The sequence below is a fragment of the Streptomyces sp. NPDC002324 genome (genome assembly GCF_053593335.1).
This window is the reverse complement of sequence record NZ_JBSFCF010000007.1, coordinates 34,412-50,155: the sequence shown is the minus strand read 5'-3', so window position 1 is coordinate 50,155 and position 15,744 is coordinate 34,412. Positions and strand designations below refer to the sequence as shown.

Below are 15,744 nucleotides of genomic sequence, written 5' to 3'. Positions count from 1 at the left end.
AGGGGGCATGGGCCGGGCGGGAGGGGGTACGGCGGTTCTCGGGGCGGGCGCTCGCCGTGCGTGGGCGGCCCCCTAGGAGGAGCCTGGACCCTGGAACCGTCGCGCGGCCGTGCGAGGAGGTGGTGGGCATGTCCGACGTCCATGCGTCCGCGGGGCGGACGACCATGGAGACGGCCCGTGTCGGCCATCCGCTGCTCTCCCTGGCACTGGCCTCGATGATGGACGACGTCGGGGCCCACTCCGGGGCGGTGTATCTGCTGGCGCCGGACGAGCCGGTCCTGGAGATGGCGGTCATGGCGGGGCTGCCGAGGTCGTTCGCCGCGCCGTGGGAGCGGGTCGGGCTGAGCGCCCCCGTCCCCGTCTCCGAGGCGGTGCGGGGACAGCGGCTGGTGTGGGTCAGCGGCGAGGAGCAGATGGCCCGCCGCTATCCCCGGATCGCCGTGGTCCTGCCCTATCCGTTCGCCCTGGCCGCGCTGCCGGTGGCGACCCGCGACACCACCTACGGCGCCGTCTTCCTCACCTGGCCCGGCTCCCACCCGCCGGAGCTGAGCGAACGCGAGCGCGACCAGCTGACCTCGGCCTGCGACCGGCTCGCCAAGCGGCTGCGGCGCGCGGAGGAGGAGGGCCGCCCGGTGCTGCCGGAGCCGGACCTGTCGGCGCCGTCGGCGACCATGGTCGCGGGGACGCTCGGCACGGTGGAGGCGGCGCGGATGGTGGCGCGGCTGCCGTACGGCATGTGCGCGCTCGACCTGCACGGGCGGATCACCTTCGCCAACGCGGCCACCGCCGAGCTGCTCGGCATCCCGGTGAGCGGTCTGCTGGGCACCCAGCTGTGGGTGTCGGTGCCGTGGCTCAACGATCCGGCGTACGAGGACCGGTACCGGGCGGCGCTGATGAGCCAGCACGTGACGTCGTTCGTGGCGCTCAGACCACCGAGCGACTGGCTGTCGTTCCGGCTGTACCCGGGGACGAACGGGCTGAGCGTACGGATCTCGCGGGCCCGCGCGGTCGCCGAGGCCGAGCACGCCGCGCGGGTGGAGGGCGACGGGCCGGGCCGCCTGGTGACCATCCACCACGTGCTGGCGCTGGCGAGCGCGCTCACCGAGGCGGTGGGCGTGCAGGACGTGGTGGAACTGGTCGCCGACGAGATCGTCCCGGCCATCGGCGGTCAGGCCCTCGTGATGTACGGCTCGCGTGCCGGGCGGCTGCATGTGCTCGGCCATCGCGGCTACGCCGACCCGCACCTCGTGGAGCGCTTCGACGGCACTCCGCTCACCGCGCCGATGCCCGGGGCGCACGCCCTGACCACCGGGGTGCCGGCCTTCTTCGAGTCCCGGCAGCAGCTGGAGCACCTGTACCCGGTGCGGCAGGACACCCCGGACGGGCTGAGCGCCTGGGCGTACATCCCGCTGATCGCCTCGGGCCGGCCGGTGGGCACCTGGGTGCTCGGGTACGCGGAGCCGCACCCCTTCCCCGCCGACGAGCGCGCGGTGCTGACCAGCCTCAGCGGTCTGATCGCCCAGGCCCTGGAGCGGGCGCTGCTGTACGACGCCAAGCACCAGCTCGCGCACGGTCTGCAGCAGGCGCTGCTGCCGCACTCGCTGCCGTCGATCCCGGGGATCGAGGCCGCCTCCCGCTATCTGCCCGCCACCCGGGGCATGGACATCGGCGGCGACTTCTTCGACCTGGTCCTCTCGCACGGGCGGGCCTCCGCCGTGATCGGGGACGTGCAGGGGCACAACGTGACGGCGGCGGGCCTGATGGGGCAGATCCGTACGGCGGTCCGCGCGTACACGACCGTCGGGCAGTCACCGGAGGAGGTGATGAGCAGTACCAACCGGCTGCTGATCGACCTGGGTTCGGAGCTGTTCGCGAGCTGTCTGTATCTACGGCTCGACCCGGAGCACGGGACGGCCGTCATGGCGCGGGCGGGGCATCCGCCGCCCTTGCTGCGCAGGCCGGACGGGAAGGTGCGGGTGCTGGACCTCGCGGGTGGTCCGCTGCTCGGCATCGACGCGGCGGCGACGTATCCGACGACCGAGGTGGCGCTGACACCGGGGTCGGAGCTGGTCCTGTACACCGACGGGCTGATCGAGTCGCCCGGGGTGGACATCGAGGACGCGCTGGCGGCTCTCGGGGAGCGGCTGTCGACGGCCGGGGAGCGGCCCCTGGAATGGCTCGCCGACCGGCTCGTGCGGGAGACGGAGGCGGCGGAGGAGCGGGCGGACGACGTGGCCCTGCTGTTGCTGCGGGCCACGGGCACCGCCGGGTGACCGTCCGTGTGCCGCGGGTCGGGTGTCTCCGCAGTACGGATGAAAGCGGTCCTCACGGACGAAAGCGGTCCGGCCCTCCCGCCGGAGGGCCGGACCGTTCCACCTGCCGGCCGCACCGCTGGGGTGGGGCCGGCAGGTGGGTCGTGGGGTGACGGGCCGGGGGTCAGTGGCCGCTGAGTCCGGGCCGTCGTCCACGTGTGGGGTGGTGTCCGCCTACTGCCGGACGCCCTGCTGCTCGGCGCCCTGCTGCTCGGCGCCCTGGTCGTGCTGCTGGCCCGCTCCGGCGTCGTCACCGGCACCGGCCGCGGCGCCGGCGTCATCGGCACCGCCCACGGCGCCCTGCTCCTCGCCCGCACCGGCCGCGGCGGCACCCTCTTCCTGGCCCGCGCCCGCGGCGGCGGCACCCTCTTCCTCGCCAGCGCCCGCGGCTGCGGCGCCCTCTTCCTGACCGGCACCGGCGGCGGCACCGCCGTCGGCCTGCTCGCCGGCACCCGCGGCGTCACCGGCACCGCCGGCAGCTTCCTCACCGGCGCCCGCGCCCGCGTCGCCGAGGGTCGCGCCGACCGCCGCGAGGGCGGTGGTGACCGGCTGGAAGAAGGTCTCACCGCCGACCGTGCAGTCGCCGCTGCCACCGGAGGTCAGGCCGATGGCCTGGCCGTCCTCGGTGAACAGCGAGCCGCCGCTGTCGCCGGGCTCGGCGCAGACGTCGGTCTGGATGAGACCGGTGACCGTGCCCTCGGGGTAGTTCACCGTGGCTTCGAGACCGGTGACCTGGCCGTCGGCGAGACCGGTGGTGCTGCCCATGCGGAAGACCTGGAGGCCGACCTCGGCCTCGCCGGCCGCGTTGATGTCGACCGTCTGGCCGTTGCCGAGGTCGACCGTGCTGGCCGCCTGGGTCGCCGGGTCGTTGTAGTTGACCAGGGCGAAGTCACCGGCACCGGGGAAGGTGGCGGTCGCGGCGTCGACCGTGGCGATCGGGGCGCCGCCCTCCTCCTCGGACCACTCGGCCTCGACGACACCGCAGTGACCGGCGGTCAGGAAGGCCGGGGCGCCTTCGGCGTTGACGACGTTGAAGCCGGCCGAGCAGCGCGCGCCGCCGCCGAAGATGGCGTCGCCGCCCTCCAGGAACGTCTTGAAGGTGCCGGCGGACTTCTTGATGGTCGCCATGCCCGTGCCGAGCGACTTGGTGGCCGACTCGATGGTGTCCCAGTTCTCGCCCGTGACCGTGGAGTCGGCGGTGACCTGGATCTTGTTCGTACGGGGATCGATGGCCCAGGCGGTGCCGGGGACGCTGGCCTTCGCCTTCAGCGTCGCCGCGCCCTTCTGCAGCTCGGACCAGCTGTTCTCGACCTCACGGACCTCCGCACCGGCCGACTGGGCCTGGATGATCACGTTGTTGTCGTCGCCGTCGATCTGGAGGCCGTCGATGACGTTGATGATGAGCTGCTTCTCGGCCGAGTCGTAGTACGCGCCTGCGAACGCGTCACCGAGTGCCTCCCGGAGCTGGGAGGCGAGGTCCGAGGCGTCACTCGCGGCGAGCGTCTTCGGGGCGGCGTCCTTCGACTCCGTCTGGGACGCCATCGCGTTGGGCAGGATGAGGGCTGCCGCGCCGAGCGCCGCCACGCCGCCTGTGGCTATGAACGCCTTACGCTTGGTGGCTCGTTTGTGACTCAACTCTTGACCTCCTGGGGACGGGGTCCGTACCGCCGTCTTGCGGGTGAACTGGGGGCGCCTGGTTGCCAGTTGGTACGGATGGTTCCGGTGGGGTGTTCAACGCTCCGCAAAAAGATTCCGGTCTTCCATTTCGCAAAGCGCGCTACGCCCCCAGTTCGCCCGCCATGTCACGACTTCCCGCACGCTCGGGTGCGTCGGGGGCCGCGGAGCCCCTCCGCGGCGACGGCCGCGACCCTCCTCCGGTCCTCCTCCGCCCCTTCCGACCCTCCTCGGACGCACTTTCGCGATCCGTCGCGGGCGGGGCGGCCGGCCGCACGGCCAGGCACATTCGGCGATCGGCCGGTGGCCGTCCGTCGTCGGCGTCGTACCGGAAACCGGCTTCGGTGAATCTCCACACCGAATACTCGGCGGGGTCACGGTCGACGACGGTTCTGCACAGGGCCGGCACGTGTGCCGTGCCTTTGGGGCGGGACTGTCCATTTCGCTTTCCGGCCGGCGATGAACGACCTATGACGATGCCGGGTTCCGTGTGAAGAAGCTGCCCCCAACACGTGCGCGGCCCTGCACGGATAAACCGTCATGGTCACCAAGTGCGCTGGTGAAGGGCCATGTTGATTGGAGATGCGCGGCGGCGATCTGCTTTGATCCATCGCACCGCGGGGGCCGCCGGACTCTCGGAGACGAGAGCGGGCATCCCCGTGCGCGGCCGTCGTTCTGTCCCCAGAAGGGGGCCGCTCCCCCCTATGAAGAGCTATACGAAGGGAAGTTCCCCCATGAACTCCACCCCCCAGGTCGAGACCGCCGAGATCTCGGACGCCGCCCTCGACGCCGTTTCCGGTGGCCTGTCCGTCAACGCCGTCGGCACCGTCACCGGCCTGGTGGACGGCGTCGCTCCGGTCTCCGGCCTGGTGAACACGGCCGTCGGCACCGTCGAGGGTGTCACCGGTCTGAACACCGCCCCGGTCACGAGCCTGGTCGCCGGTCTCTGATCGAGCCCCTGTGCCGCTGAGTCCCGGAACCATCTGACAGGTTCCGGGACTCTCCGGTGCCCGAACGTCCTCCTCCCGAGTCGCGCAGGTGAGGGAAGTCCCGTGCAGTTCCGCCAACAGGCCCTCGCCAAGCTCCAGTCACCGGAGGAACTCGACCTGCCGGTGCGTTTCGCCCGCCCGCAGGGCTGGCTGGTGCTGTCCGTGACGGTGGTCGCCATGGCCGCCGCGTCCGTGTGGGCCGTCACGGGTTCCGTCGCCTCCACGGTCGGCGCCCCGGCCGTCCTCACCCACGGGCAGGGCAGCTACATCCTGCAGAGCCCGGTGGCCGGCCAGGTCACCGCCGTGCTCGCGCGACAGGGCGAGCGACTGCCCGCCAGAGCCCCCGTCGTCAAGGTCGCCACCGCCGGCGGCGAGACCGTCGTACGGTCCGTCGCTGCCGGCCGGGTCTCCGCGCTCGCCGCGACGATCGGCCGGATCATCCGGACCGGCGACGACGTCGCGGCGATCGAGAAGGTCGCCGACGCCGACGACCCGCTGTACGCGACGGTGTACGTCCCCGCCGAGAACGCCGCCTCGATCCCCGAGGACGCCCCCGTGGACCTGACCGTGCCGTCGGCGCCCACCCGCCGGTACGGCGTACTGCGCGGCCATGTGACGAAGGTGGACCGCACCGCGCAGACCCCGCAGTCGATCGGCGCGTTCCTCGGGGACAGCCGGCTGGGCGAGCAGTTCACCGCGAAGGGCCGGCCGGTGGCCGTCACCGTACGGCTGGACCGGAAGGCCTCGACGGAGTCGGGCTACGAGTGGTCCTCGCAGGACGGGCCGCCGTTCGAGCTGACCTCCATGACCATGGCCACGGGTTCGATCCGGCTGGCCGACGAGCGTCCGATCGATTGGCTGCTCCCGTGACCGCGACCGAGGACACCGCCCGGCCGTCGACGCGCGGCAGACGCAAGGCCGCCCCGCGCAAGCCCCCGACACCCAAGGGCGGGCAGCGGGCCGTGCGCACCCCGACCGTCCTGCAGATGGAGGCCGTGGAGTGCGGCGCCGCCTCCCTCGCCATGGTCCTCGGCCACTACGGCCGGCACGTCCCGCTGGAGGAACTGCGCATCGCCTGCGGTGTCTCCCGTGACGGCTCCCGTGCCAGCAACGTCCTGAAGGCGGCGCGCAGTCACGGTCTGACGGCCAAGGGCATGCAGATGGACGTGGCCGCCCTCGCCGAGGTGCGGGCGCCGGCGATCCTCTTCTGGGAGTTCAACCACTACGTCGTCTACGACGGCATGGGGCGCCGCCTCGGCCGGCGCGGTGTGCACATCAACGACCCGGGCAAGGGGCGCCGGTTCGTGCCCATGGAGGAGTTCGACGCCTCCTTCACCGGGGTCGTCCTGGTGATGGAGCCGGGCGACGACTTCGCCGAGGGCGGCCGCAGACCCGGTGTCCTCGGCGCCATGCCCGCCCGGATGCGCGGCACCGCCGGCACCCTGCCCGCCGCCGTCCTCGCCAGCCTGCTGCTGGTGGCGGTCGGCGCCGCGGTGCCCGCGCTGAGCCGCACCTACATCGACATGTTCCTGATCGGCGGCCAGACCTCCCTGCTGGGTGTGCTGTTCGGGTCGATGGGCGCGTGCGTGCTGCTGACGGTCCTGCTGACCTGGCTGCAACAGGCCAACCTGCTGCGCGGCCGTCTGATCTCCTCCACCCTGTCCAGCGCCCGCTTCCTGCGCCACCTGCTGCGGCTGCCCGTCACGTTCTTCTCGCAGCGCAGCCCCGCCGACCTCGTCCAGCGGCTGCAGTCCAACGACGCGGTCGCCGAGACCCTGGCCCGCGACCTCGCCGCCGCCGGTGTGGACGCGGTCGTCGTCGTCCTCTACGCCGTACTCCTCTACACCTACGATCCGCAGCTCACCTTCGTCGGCATCGCGGTGGCGCTGCTGAACGTGGTGGCGATGCGGGTGGTGATCCGGCTGCGCGCTACCCGTACGGCGAAGCTGCGCGCCGACAACGCCCGGCTCACCAACACGGCGTACACCGGTCTGCAGCTGATCGAGACGATGAAGGCGACCGGCGGCGAGGAGGGCTACTTCCGCAAGTGGGCCGGGCAGCACGCCACCACGCTGGAGGAGCAGCAGCGGCTCGGCGTGCCGAGCGCCTGGCTGGGGGTCGTCGCCCCGACCCTCGCCACGCTCAACAGCGCGCTCATCCTCTGGATCGGCGGCATGCGAGCGGTCGAGGGCCATATCTCCGTCGGCCTGCTGGTGGCCTTCCAGGCGCTGGTCACCCGGTTCACCGCGCCGATCACCCGCCTCAACGGCGTCGCGGGCCGCATCCAGGACTTCGCGGCGGACGTGGCCCGCCTCAAGGACGTCGAGAACTTCCGGGCCGACCCGCTGTACGCCCGCCCGGACGCCACCGGGTCCACCCGCAGGCTGCAGGGCCATGTGGAGCTGGAGAACATCACCTTCGGCTACAGCCCCCTCGACAAACCCCTGCTCACCGGCTTCGACCTCACCGTCGGCCCCGGTCAGCAGGTGGCGCTGGTCGGCGGCTCGGGCAGCGGCAAGTCGACGGTGTCCCGGCTGATCTCCGGCCTGTACACCCCCTGGGACGGGGTGATCCGGATCGACGGCCGGCGCCTGGAGGACATCCCAAGGGGAGCGCTGGCCGCCTCGGTCTCCTTCGTCGACCAGGAGGTCTTCCTCTTCGAGGGCACGGTCCGCGACAACGTGGCCCTGTGGGACCCCTCGATCCCGGACGAGGCCGTGGTGGAGGCGCTGCGGGACGCGGCCCTGTACGACGTGGTGACCCGCCGTCCGGGCGGCATCCACAGCAGGGTCGAGCAGGACGGCCGGAACTTCTCGGGCGGTCAGCGCCAACGGCTGGAGATCGCGCGGGCGTTGGTCCGCAGGCCCAGCATCCTGATCCTCGACGAGGTGACCAGCGCGCTCGACGCGGAGACCGAGCTGACCGTCATGGACAGCCTGCGCAAGCGCGGCTGCGCCTGTGTGGTGATCGCCCATCGCCTCAGCACGGTCCGCGACAGCGACGAGATCGTCGTCCTGCGGCACGGCACGATCGTGGAGCGGGGCCGGCACGAGGAACTGCTGGCACGCGGCGGCGCGTACGCCCAGCTGGTCAGGGAGCGATGAGATGACCGCCGTACCCCAGGAGGGCGACCTCGTCCTCGGCGCGCTCGGCGCGCTGGGCACGCCCCTCGACTGCGCCGGCCACACCCGGCTCGACCTCGAAGGCCCGCAGACCCTGTGGCTGGTGGCGTCCGGTGCGCTGGACCTGTTCGCGGTCGACGCCGGCCGGCAGGGCCACTGGCACCACCTGGGCCGTCTCGAAGCGGGTGCGCTGCTGCTCGGTCCGGTCGCCGGGCCCCAGCACACCCTGGTGGCCCGGCCGTCGCGGGACTGCGTGGTGCGGCGCATCGGCCTGCGTGAGCTGTACCCACAGGGTGGCACCGAGACCTGGTCGTACGACGCGTGGGGCAACCCGCAGCTCGTGCCTCCGCGGACGAGCCCCCTCGAACACGCCCTCGCCCTGGGCGTCGGCCGGGGCCTGTCCCTCCTCTTCCAGGCGCCGATGGCCACCGAGCAGGCCGCCGCGCCCACCGACGACGACGTGTTCTGGATGCGGGTGCCGCCCGGCAGCGTCCAGTACGGCTCGCTGTACGGGGCGGAGGCGGCGGCCGACCTGCTGATGGACCCGGGGGTCTGGCAGAGCATGGTCGACCAGCAGTTCCGGCTGCTGGCCACGCTGGACCGCTGGATCGAGCAGCTGGAGCGCACCCACGAGGACCGTACGGCCGCCGGGATCAAGGCCGGTGAGGCCGTGCGCGCCCAGGCCGACCGCACACTGCTCGCCTCCATCGGCAGGTCCTCCGCGAAGCGGCCCGCCACGGCCGCCGACGCCGACGCCACGTACGCGGCCTGCGTGCTCGTCGCGCGGACGGCCGGCATCACGCTCTCCGAGCCGGCGCAGAGCGGCACCGAGAGCGACCGGCTCGACCCGGTGGAACGGATCGCGCTCGCCTCCCGGGTCCGGGTCCGTGCCGTCCGTCTCGCCGGGAACTGGTGGCGGGAGAACGTGGGCCCGCTGGTCGGGCACCGCGCCCTGTCCGGCGCGCCGGTGGCGCTGCTGTGGCGGCGCGGTGGCTATGTGGCCGTGCAGCCCTCGTCCGGCCGGGAGACACCGGTCGAGAAGGCGAACGCGGCGGAGTTCGAGCCGCGTGCCGTGATGTTCTACCGGCCGCTGCCCGAACGGGCGCTGACCCCGCTGCGGCTGATGCGGTTCAGCCTCCACGGCACCGGCGGCGATCTGACGGGCCTGCTGCTGAGCGGCCTGGTGACGGTCGTGCTCGGCTCGCTCGTGCCCGTCGCGACCGGCACGATCCTGGGCGAGTACGTGCCGAAGGCGCAGGAGGACCTGATCGTGCGGGTCTGCCTGGCGATCATGCTCGCGAGTGTGGTGTCGGCCGCGTTCCTGCTGCTCCAGAACCTGACGATCCTGCGGATGGAGGGCCGGATCGAGGCGACGCTCCAACCTGCCGTCTGGGACCGCCTGTTGCGGCTCCCCACGACGTTCTTCGCCTCCCGTTCGACCGGTGAGCTGGCGGGCGCGGCCATGGGCATCAGCGCGATCCGCCGCACCCTGGCCGGGGTCGGCCCGGTGGTCGCGCAGTCGGTGACGATCGGTGCCGTGAACCTCGGTCTGCTGCTCTGGTTCAGCGTGCCGATGGCCCTGGCGGCGATCGGCATGCTGGTGGTCGTGGCCGCCGTGTTCCTGGGCCTCGGCCTCTGGCAGGTCCGCTGGCAGCGCCACCTGGTGGTGCTGGGCAACAAGCTGAACAACCAGGCGTACCAGACCCTGCGGGGCCTGCCGAAGCTGCGGGTGGCCGCCGCGGAGAACTACGCGTACGCGGCCTGGGCGGGCGAGTTCGCGCGCAGCCGGGAGCTGCAGCAGAAGGTCGGCGGGATCAAGAACCTCAACACCGTGCTGGGCGCGGTGTATCTGCCGCTGTGCACCCTGCTGATGTTCATGCTGCTGGCGGGCCCGGCCCGGGGTTCGATGTCGGCGGCGGAGTTCCTCACCTTCAACACCTCGGTGACGATGCTGCTCACGTCGGTCACCCAGCTGACGGGGGCCTTCGTGTCGGCGGTGGCGGTGCTGCCGCTGTTCGAGGAGCTGAAGCCCGTGCTGGAGGCGGCCCCGGAGGTCCGCACGGCGAGCACCCGGCCGGGGGTGCTGTCGGGCGCGCTGGAGGCCCGGCGGCTCTCCTTCCGCTACGCCGACGACGGCCCCCTGGTGCTGGACGACGTGTCCCTCGCCGTCGCTCCCGGGGAGTTCGTGGCGATCGTCGGTCCGAGCGGCTGCGGGAAGTCGACCCTGCTGCGCCTGCTCATCGGCTTCGACAAGCCGGTCTCGGGGAGCGTCCTGTACGACGGCCAGGACCTCGGCGCCCTCGACCCCTCCGCCGTACGACGGCAGTGCGGTGTCGTCCTCCAGCACGCGCAGCCGTTCACGGGCTCCATCCTGGACGTCATCTGCGGCACCGAGCCGTTCACTCCGGAGGAGGCGATGGCGGCTGCCGCGATGGCGGGGCTGGCGGAGGACATCCAGCTGATGCCGATGGGGCTGCACACCATCGTCCAGGGTAACGGCGCGATCTCCGGGGGCCAGCGCCAACGCCTGATGATCGCCCAGGCGTTGATCCGTCGCCCGCGCATCCTCTTCTTCGACGAGGCGACGAGCGCGCTCGACAACGAGACGCAGCGGACGGTCATCGAGAGCACGCGGGCGTTGAACGCGACGCGGGTGGTGATCGCCCATCGGCTGTCCACGGTCATGGACGCGGATCGGGTGGTCGTGATGGAGGACGGGAAGGTGGCGGAAGTGGGCGCCCCGGCGGATCTCCTGGCCGACCCCAGGGGCCACCTGCACGAACTGGTCCGCCGGCAACTGGCCTAGGTCCGTTGTCGGGTGCGGGTCCGGTGGGGGCTTCTCGCGCGGTTCCCCGCGCCCTAGGAGCCCAGGCCCTGCGGGCCGGGCCAGGACGACGGCGGGCCTGAGAAGCGGTGGGCGGCAGCCCCTGCTTCTCAGGGGCGCGGGGAACTGCGCGAGAAGCCCCGCCGGACACGCGGCTGGGGGTCGAAGGGACGCAGCCCCTGGGATGGGACGGGTAGGGGCGGCGGGGGCGAGGAAAGCCGGATGTCCTACGGACGAACCCCCCGGCGCGGCAGCAGCAGCACCGAGGCCACCGGGACCACCGCCAGCACCACCCACGGCACCACCCTCGACACCCCCGCATCCATCAACGCCCCGACCCCCGCACTCCCCACCAGCACGATCAACCCCGACACGGACGACATCGCCCCCGTGTAGAGCCCCAACCGCCCCTCCGCCGCAAGATCCGGCACCCACGCCCGCGCGGCAGGCGCCACCAGCATCTGCCCCACCGTCAGCAACACCACGAACCCGGCGGCCGGCAGCAGCCCCGCACCCCCCGTCCACCCCGCCGGCAGCGCCCCACCCACCACCGCGAACCCGGCGCCGATCAGCGACAACCCCACCGTCATCGACCGCCGCAGGTCCAGCCGCTCCGCCACCCACCGCGTGACCGGCAGCTGCGCGGTCACGACGAGCAACGAGGACAGCCCGAACAGCCAGGCCAACGCCGCCTGCGCCCCGGTGACCCGCTCCACCTCGTCGGGCAGCAGCAGGTACAGCTGGTTGTAGGCCAGCAGATACGCCCCGTACGCGCAGCACAACGCCAGGAACCGCCGGTTGCGCAGCAGCCCCCCGAGGCCGCCCTTCACCGCGACCCGTTCCCGCCCCGGAATGTGCTGCGGCAGCAGCCGGACGTGCCCGGCGAGGACCAGCACGAAGACCCCGGCGCCCGCGAGGCACACCACCCGGTAGTCCACCGCCAGCAGCAACGCGCCGATGAGCGGCCCGACGAACGCCCCCGCCTGCCCCGCCACCGTGAACAGCGCGAGCACGCCAGTCCGGGGACCGCCGCCCGACTCTTCCCAGGCCACCGCCTGCCGGGCGACCTCGGACTCCACGGCCGGGGAGAACAACGCGGCGGCGAATCCGATGAGCAGGACCGCGCCGACGACCGACCAGGTCTCGTCCGCGTAGCCGAGCCACGCGAACCCGGCGATCCGCAGCAGACATCCGGCCAGCACCACGGGCCGTACCCCGTAGCGGTCGGTCAGCGCACCGCCCACCACGAACAGCCCCTGCTGACTGAAGGTCCGCAGCCCGAGCACGAAGCCGACCATCCAGCCGGCCATGCCGATCGCCGTGCCGAGGTGCTCGGCGAGGAACGGCAGCACGGCGTAGAAGCCGACGTTGAAGGCGAGCTGGGTGAGGATCAGCAGCCTCAGCAGGGGGTCGAGCCTCGCCCAGGTGCCGCGCCGGGAGGGCTCGGCCGTGCCCTCGGACGTCTCGCTCGTCGGCCGTGTCGTGGGGACGTCGGTCACCGTTCGCTGCTCCTCGGGCCCGGTCATCCGGTCTCTGTGGCGGTCGTGGCGGCTGCCGGACGCGGTCGCCGCACGGCCCGGGCCAGGGGGCGGCGCGGCAGGCGCACCCCGCCCGCCGCCGTGACTGCGAGCGCGCCGAGGAGGGCGAGGGCGGTGGCGGGGGCGAGGACGGCCCAGGGGGCGCGTTCGGCGTAGGGCTGGTTCTCGGCGAGGAGGAGGCCCCATTCCGGGTCGGGCGGCTGTGCGCCGAGGCCGAGGAAGCCGAGGGAGGTCAGGGCGAGGGCCACGCCGGGCAGCCGGAGGAGGGCGTGGCGGGCGACGGGCGGCAGGACGGCGGGCAGCAGTTCGCGGCGGAGCAGATAGCCGTCCCCCGCGCCCAGCCCCTTCGTGGCCGTGATGTGCGTCGTGGCCCGTTCCTGTTCGAGCAGGGCCGTGGTGTGCGCGGCGAGCGGCACCCAGGCGACGGCGGCGACGGCCAGCGCGGGCGTCGTCGCTCCGCTGCCGGCGACACCGGCGACGAGCAGCCCCGCGAGGACCGCCGGTATCGCGTTGACGGTGTCGACGAGGGGGCCGGAGAACCGCGGCAGCAGCCCGAGCAGAAGGCCCGTCAGCAGTGCGGCCGCGCTGATCGTGACCGCCAGGGCGAGGGTGGTGAACGCCCCGTGGCCGATACGGGCGAGCAGGTCCCGGCCGAGTGCGTCGGTGCCCAACGGGTGCGCCCAGGACGGGGGTAGGAGCCGTGCGCCGGTGTCGAGGGCGAGCGGGTCGCGGGTCAGGCCGAGTCCGACGACCGTGAGCAGGACGGCGCCGTGGAGGAGGGGGGAGCGGCGTGGTGCCGGCGGGCTCGGTCGGTGCAGGGAGTGCAGCGCGCCGTCGCGGAGGGCCGGGCCGATGAGGAGGCGGGCGGCGAGGCGGGCGAGGGCTCCGGCGAGGGCGGCCAGCAGGACGAGGGCGAGGGTGCCGGCCTGGAGGACGGGGAGGTCCTGGGCGATGGCGGCCTGGAGGGTGGTGCGGCCGAGGCCGGGTATGTCGAAGATCTGCTCGACCGTGACGGCGCCGCCGGTGAGCCCGACCACGAACAGGCCGACGTTGGGCAGGAGTCCGGGTATGCAGCGGCGTACGGCTTGTCGGGCGGTGGACCGACCGGATATGCCGCGGGCGGCGGCTGCCAGCGCCCAGGGTTCGGCGAAGGCGCCGGGGAGCAGGTCGTCGAGCATCCGGCCGAGCAGCGCGCCGGCGGGCAGACCGAGGGCGAGGGCGGGCAGCACCGTCCACCGCGGCCCGTACCAGCCGAGCGCGGGCAGCCAGCCGAGGTGCACCCCGACGGCGACGGCGAGCACGGAGCCGGTGAGGAACTCGGGCAGCGCGGCGAGCATCGCGGCCACGCTGCCGCCGCCTCGGCGGTCGTCGAGGCGGCGGTGCGCGCCAAGCCAGAGGGTGCGGGCGCAGACCGCCGCGGCCGTGGCCGCCGCGACGATGAGCGCGGCGGCCATCAGCAACAGGGAGGCGCCGAGGGCCTGGACGACGGCGGGGGTGACCTCCGCGCCGGAGATCCACGAGCGGCCCGCGTCACCGCGCAGCAGCCCGCCGCACCACTGGACCAGCAGCTTCGACGGGCCGGCGTCGAGGCCGATCTCGTCCCGTACGGCCGCCAGGACCTCCGGTGTCGGGTCGCGTTCGGCCGAGCGCGCCTTGAGGACGGTGAGGGCCGGGTCCGTGCGCGACAGCCACGGCAGCAGACCGATGCCGCACAGCAGCGTGACGGCGAGCAGGGCCCGCCAGAGTGCCCGTCTCAGCGCCGGGTCCCCGTTCCGACCAGGGTGCGCTCGTACGGGTCGAGGATCACGCCCCGGACCGAGGTGCCGACGCCGGTGATGATCTTCTGGTGGACGAGCGGGACGGTGGCGTCCGTCGCGAGGATCGCGGCCTCGGCGTTCATCGCCGCCTGCTGCCGCTTCGCGGTGTCGGACTCCTTCGCGGCGGCGGCGACGGCCCGGTCGACCTTCTTGTCGCAGAGCAGGGCGAGGTTGTAACTGCCGTCGCAGGTGAAGTCGCTGGCGAGGATGGAGACGGGGTCGCCGGTGTCGAGCAGGGAGTTGCGGGCGCCGACGAGGGCGTCGAACTTGCCCGCGAGGGCGTCGCTCTCCAGCCGGGAGTACTCGCGGACCTCCAGCTTCACCTTGAACCCGGCCTTCTGGAGCTGCTGTTGCAGCACCTGGGCGACCTCGGGCAGCTCGGGCCGGTTGTCGTAGGTGGCGATGGTCACGGAAGTGCCGTCCGGGGCGGCGGCCTTCGCGCGGCCGGCCGGTGCGACGCGCTTGCCGGCGGCCCAGGTCACGGCGGGTCCGAAGATGCCTGCTCCGGCGTCGGCGTAGCCCTCGTAGACGTCCTTGGCGAGGACGGTTCCGTCGACGGCCTCGCGGGCGGCGGCCCGGAGCTTCGGGTCCTTGAATGCGCCGGACTTGGTGTTGAGGAGGAGGCTGGCGGTGCGGGTGGTGGCCGTCTCGCGCCGGGTGCCCTTGTCCAGGGTGGACGCCTGGGCCACGGGGACGGACTCGGCGATGTCGACCTGGTCGGTGCGCAGGGCGTTGGTGCGGGCGGAGCTGTCGGCTATGAAGTGGGCGTCGATGCCGCTCGCCTGGGCACGGCCGCCCCAGTAGGCGTCGTAGCGGTCCAGGGTGGCGGCGGTGGTGCCGGTGACCTTGGTCAGCTCGAAGGGGCCGGTGGCCGTGCCGACCGGGTTCACGCGCTTTGCGCCGTAGGCCTTGGCGGACAGGATCGCGAGGCCGGGGCTGGTGAGCCTGAGCGGCAGGGCGGGGTCCGGGTCCTCGGTGGTGACGCGCACCTGGCGGTCGCCGTCGGCCTCGGCGGTGAGGGTGACGCCGGAGAGCGCGGCGGTGACCGGCTCGGCCTCGGTGGCGTGGACGAGGGCGGAGGCGACGCCGGCCGGGGTGACCTCGGTGCCGTCCTGGAAGGTGGCCTCCCGCAGGGTGAAAAGCCAGTTCCGGTCGTTCTCGCGGGTCCAGGACTCGGCGAGCGCGGGGGCGGGGGCGCCGTTGGTGTCGAGCTTGGTGAGGCCCTCGGTGACCCCGAGCCGGCTGAGGAGGGTGGCGTCGGCGCCGTACGGGGAGAAGTTCTCGGCGGGCGGGAAGGCCAGGGCCACCCGCAGCCGGGAGCCGTCGGCGGAGGCGTCGTCGGAGGCGTCACCGCCCGAGGCGAAGCAGCCGGTCAGCACGGGGGTGAGGAGCAGGCCGGCGACGACGCGACGGCGGCGGGGAGTGCGCATGGTCCTTGGTTCTCTGTGAGGACAGCGGGGGTGGCGTT

General features: G+C 73.2%; 9 protein-coding genes. 5 read left to right on the top strand and 4 right to left on the bottom strand.

What is annotated here, in order from left to right:
• Positions 1 to 128: 128 nt before the first annotated feature.
• A complete protein-coding gene (locus ACWCRJ_RS12345; protein ID WP_450939225.1) occupies positions 129 to 2,273 on the top strand; it encodes a SpoIIE family protein phosphatase in 2,145 nt (714 codons plus the stop codon).
• 213 nt (positions 2,274 to 2,486) lie between these two features.
• On the opposite strand, the gene ACWCRJ_RS12340 is transcribed toward ACWCRJ_RS12345, so the two are convergent.
• Positions 2,487 to 3,947 (bottom strand): S1 family peptidase, encoded by a 1,461-nt coding sequence (locus ACWCRJ_RS12340; protein ID WP_450939224.1) that lies wholly within the window; start codon positions 3,945 to 3,947, stop codon positions 2,487 to 2,489.
• Positions 3,948 to 4,720: 773 nt separating this feature from the next.
• Between ACWCRJ_RS12340 and ACWCRJ_RS12335 the strand changes: the two genes are divergently transcribed.
• From ACWCRJ_RS12335 to ACWCRJ_RS12320, 4 genes are all read left to right on the top strand, one after another.
• Positions 4,721 to 4,936 carry a hypothetical protein gene (locus tag ACWCRJ_RS12335; protein WP_005484006.1) on the top strand — a complete coding sequence of 72 codons (216 nt, stop codon included), beginning with the start codon at positions 4,721 to 4,723 and terminating at the stop codon, positions 4,934 to 4,936.
• Positions 4,937 to 5,038: 102 nt separating this feature from the next.
• Positions 5,039 to 5,845, top strand: coding sequence for an HlyD family efflux transporter periplasmic adaptor subunit (locus tag ACWCRJ_RS12330; protein ID WP_450939223.1), 807 nt, complete (start codon positions 5,039 to 5,041; stop codon positions 5,843 to 5,845).
• Positions 5,842 to 8,079, top strand: coding sequence for an NHLP family bacteriocin export ABC transporter peptidase/permease/ATPase subunit (locus ACWCRJ_RS12325; protein ID WP_450939222.1), 2,238 nt, complete (start codon positions 5,842 to 5,844; stop codon positions 8,077 to 8,079). The genes ACWCRJ_RS12330 and ACWCRJ_RS12325 overlap by 4 nt, the downstream gene beginning before the upstream one ends.
• A gap of 1 nt (position 8,080) precedes the next feature.
• Positions 8,081 to 10,903, top strand: a complete 2,823-nt coding sequence (locus ACWCRJ_RS12320; protein ID WP_450939221.1) for an NHLP bacteriocin export ABC transporter permease/ATPase subunit — start codon at positions 8,081 to 8,083, stop codon at positions 10,901 to 10,903.
• Positions 10,904 to 11,148: 245 nt separating this feature from the next.
• Here the strand turns inward: ACWCRJ_RS12320 and ACWCRJ_RS12315 are convergent, their stop codons facing one another.
• The 3 genes from ACWCRJ_RS12315 to ACWCRJ_RS12305 form a co-directional block, all read right to left on the bottom strand.
• Positions 11,149 to 12,447, bottom strand: coding sequence for an MDR family MFS transporter (locus tag ACWCRJ_RS12315; RefSeq protein ID WP_450939220.1), 1,299 nt, complete (start codon positions 12,445 to 12,447; stop codon positions 11,149 to 11,151).
• Complete coding sequence (locus tag ACWCRJ_RS12310) at positions 12,444 to 13,913, bottom strand: ABC transporter permease subunit (RefSeq protein WP_450939219.1); 1,470 nt, start codon at positions 13,911 to 13,913, stop codon at positions 12,444 to 12,446. The genes ACWCRJ_RS12315 and ACWCRJ_RS12310 overlap by 4 nt, the downstream gene beginning before the upstream one ends.
• A 299-nt stretch (positions 13,914 to 14,212) precedes the next feature.
• Complete coding sequence (locus ACWCRJ_RS12305; RefSeq protein WP_450939218.1) at positions 14,213 to 15,706, bottom strand: ABC transporter substrate-binding protein; 1,494 nt, start codon at positions 15,704 to 15,706, stop codon at positions 14,213 to 14,215.
• Positions 15,707 to 15,744: the final 38 nt, after the last annotated feature.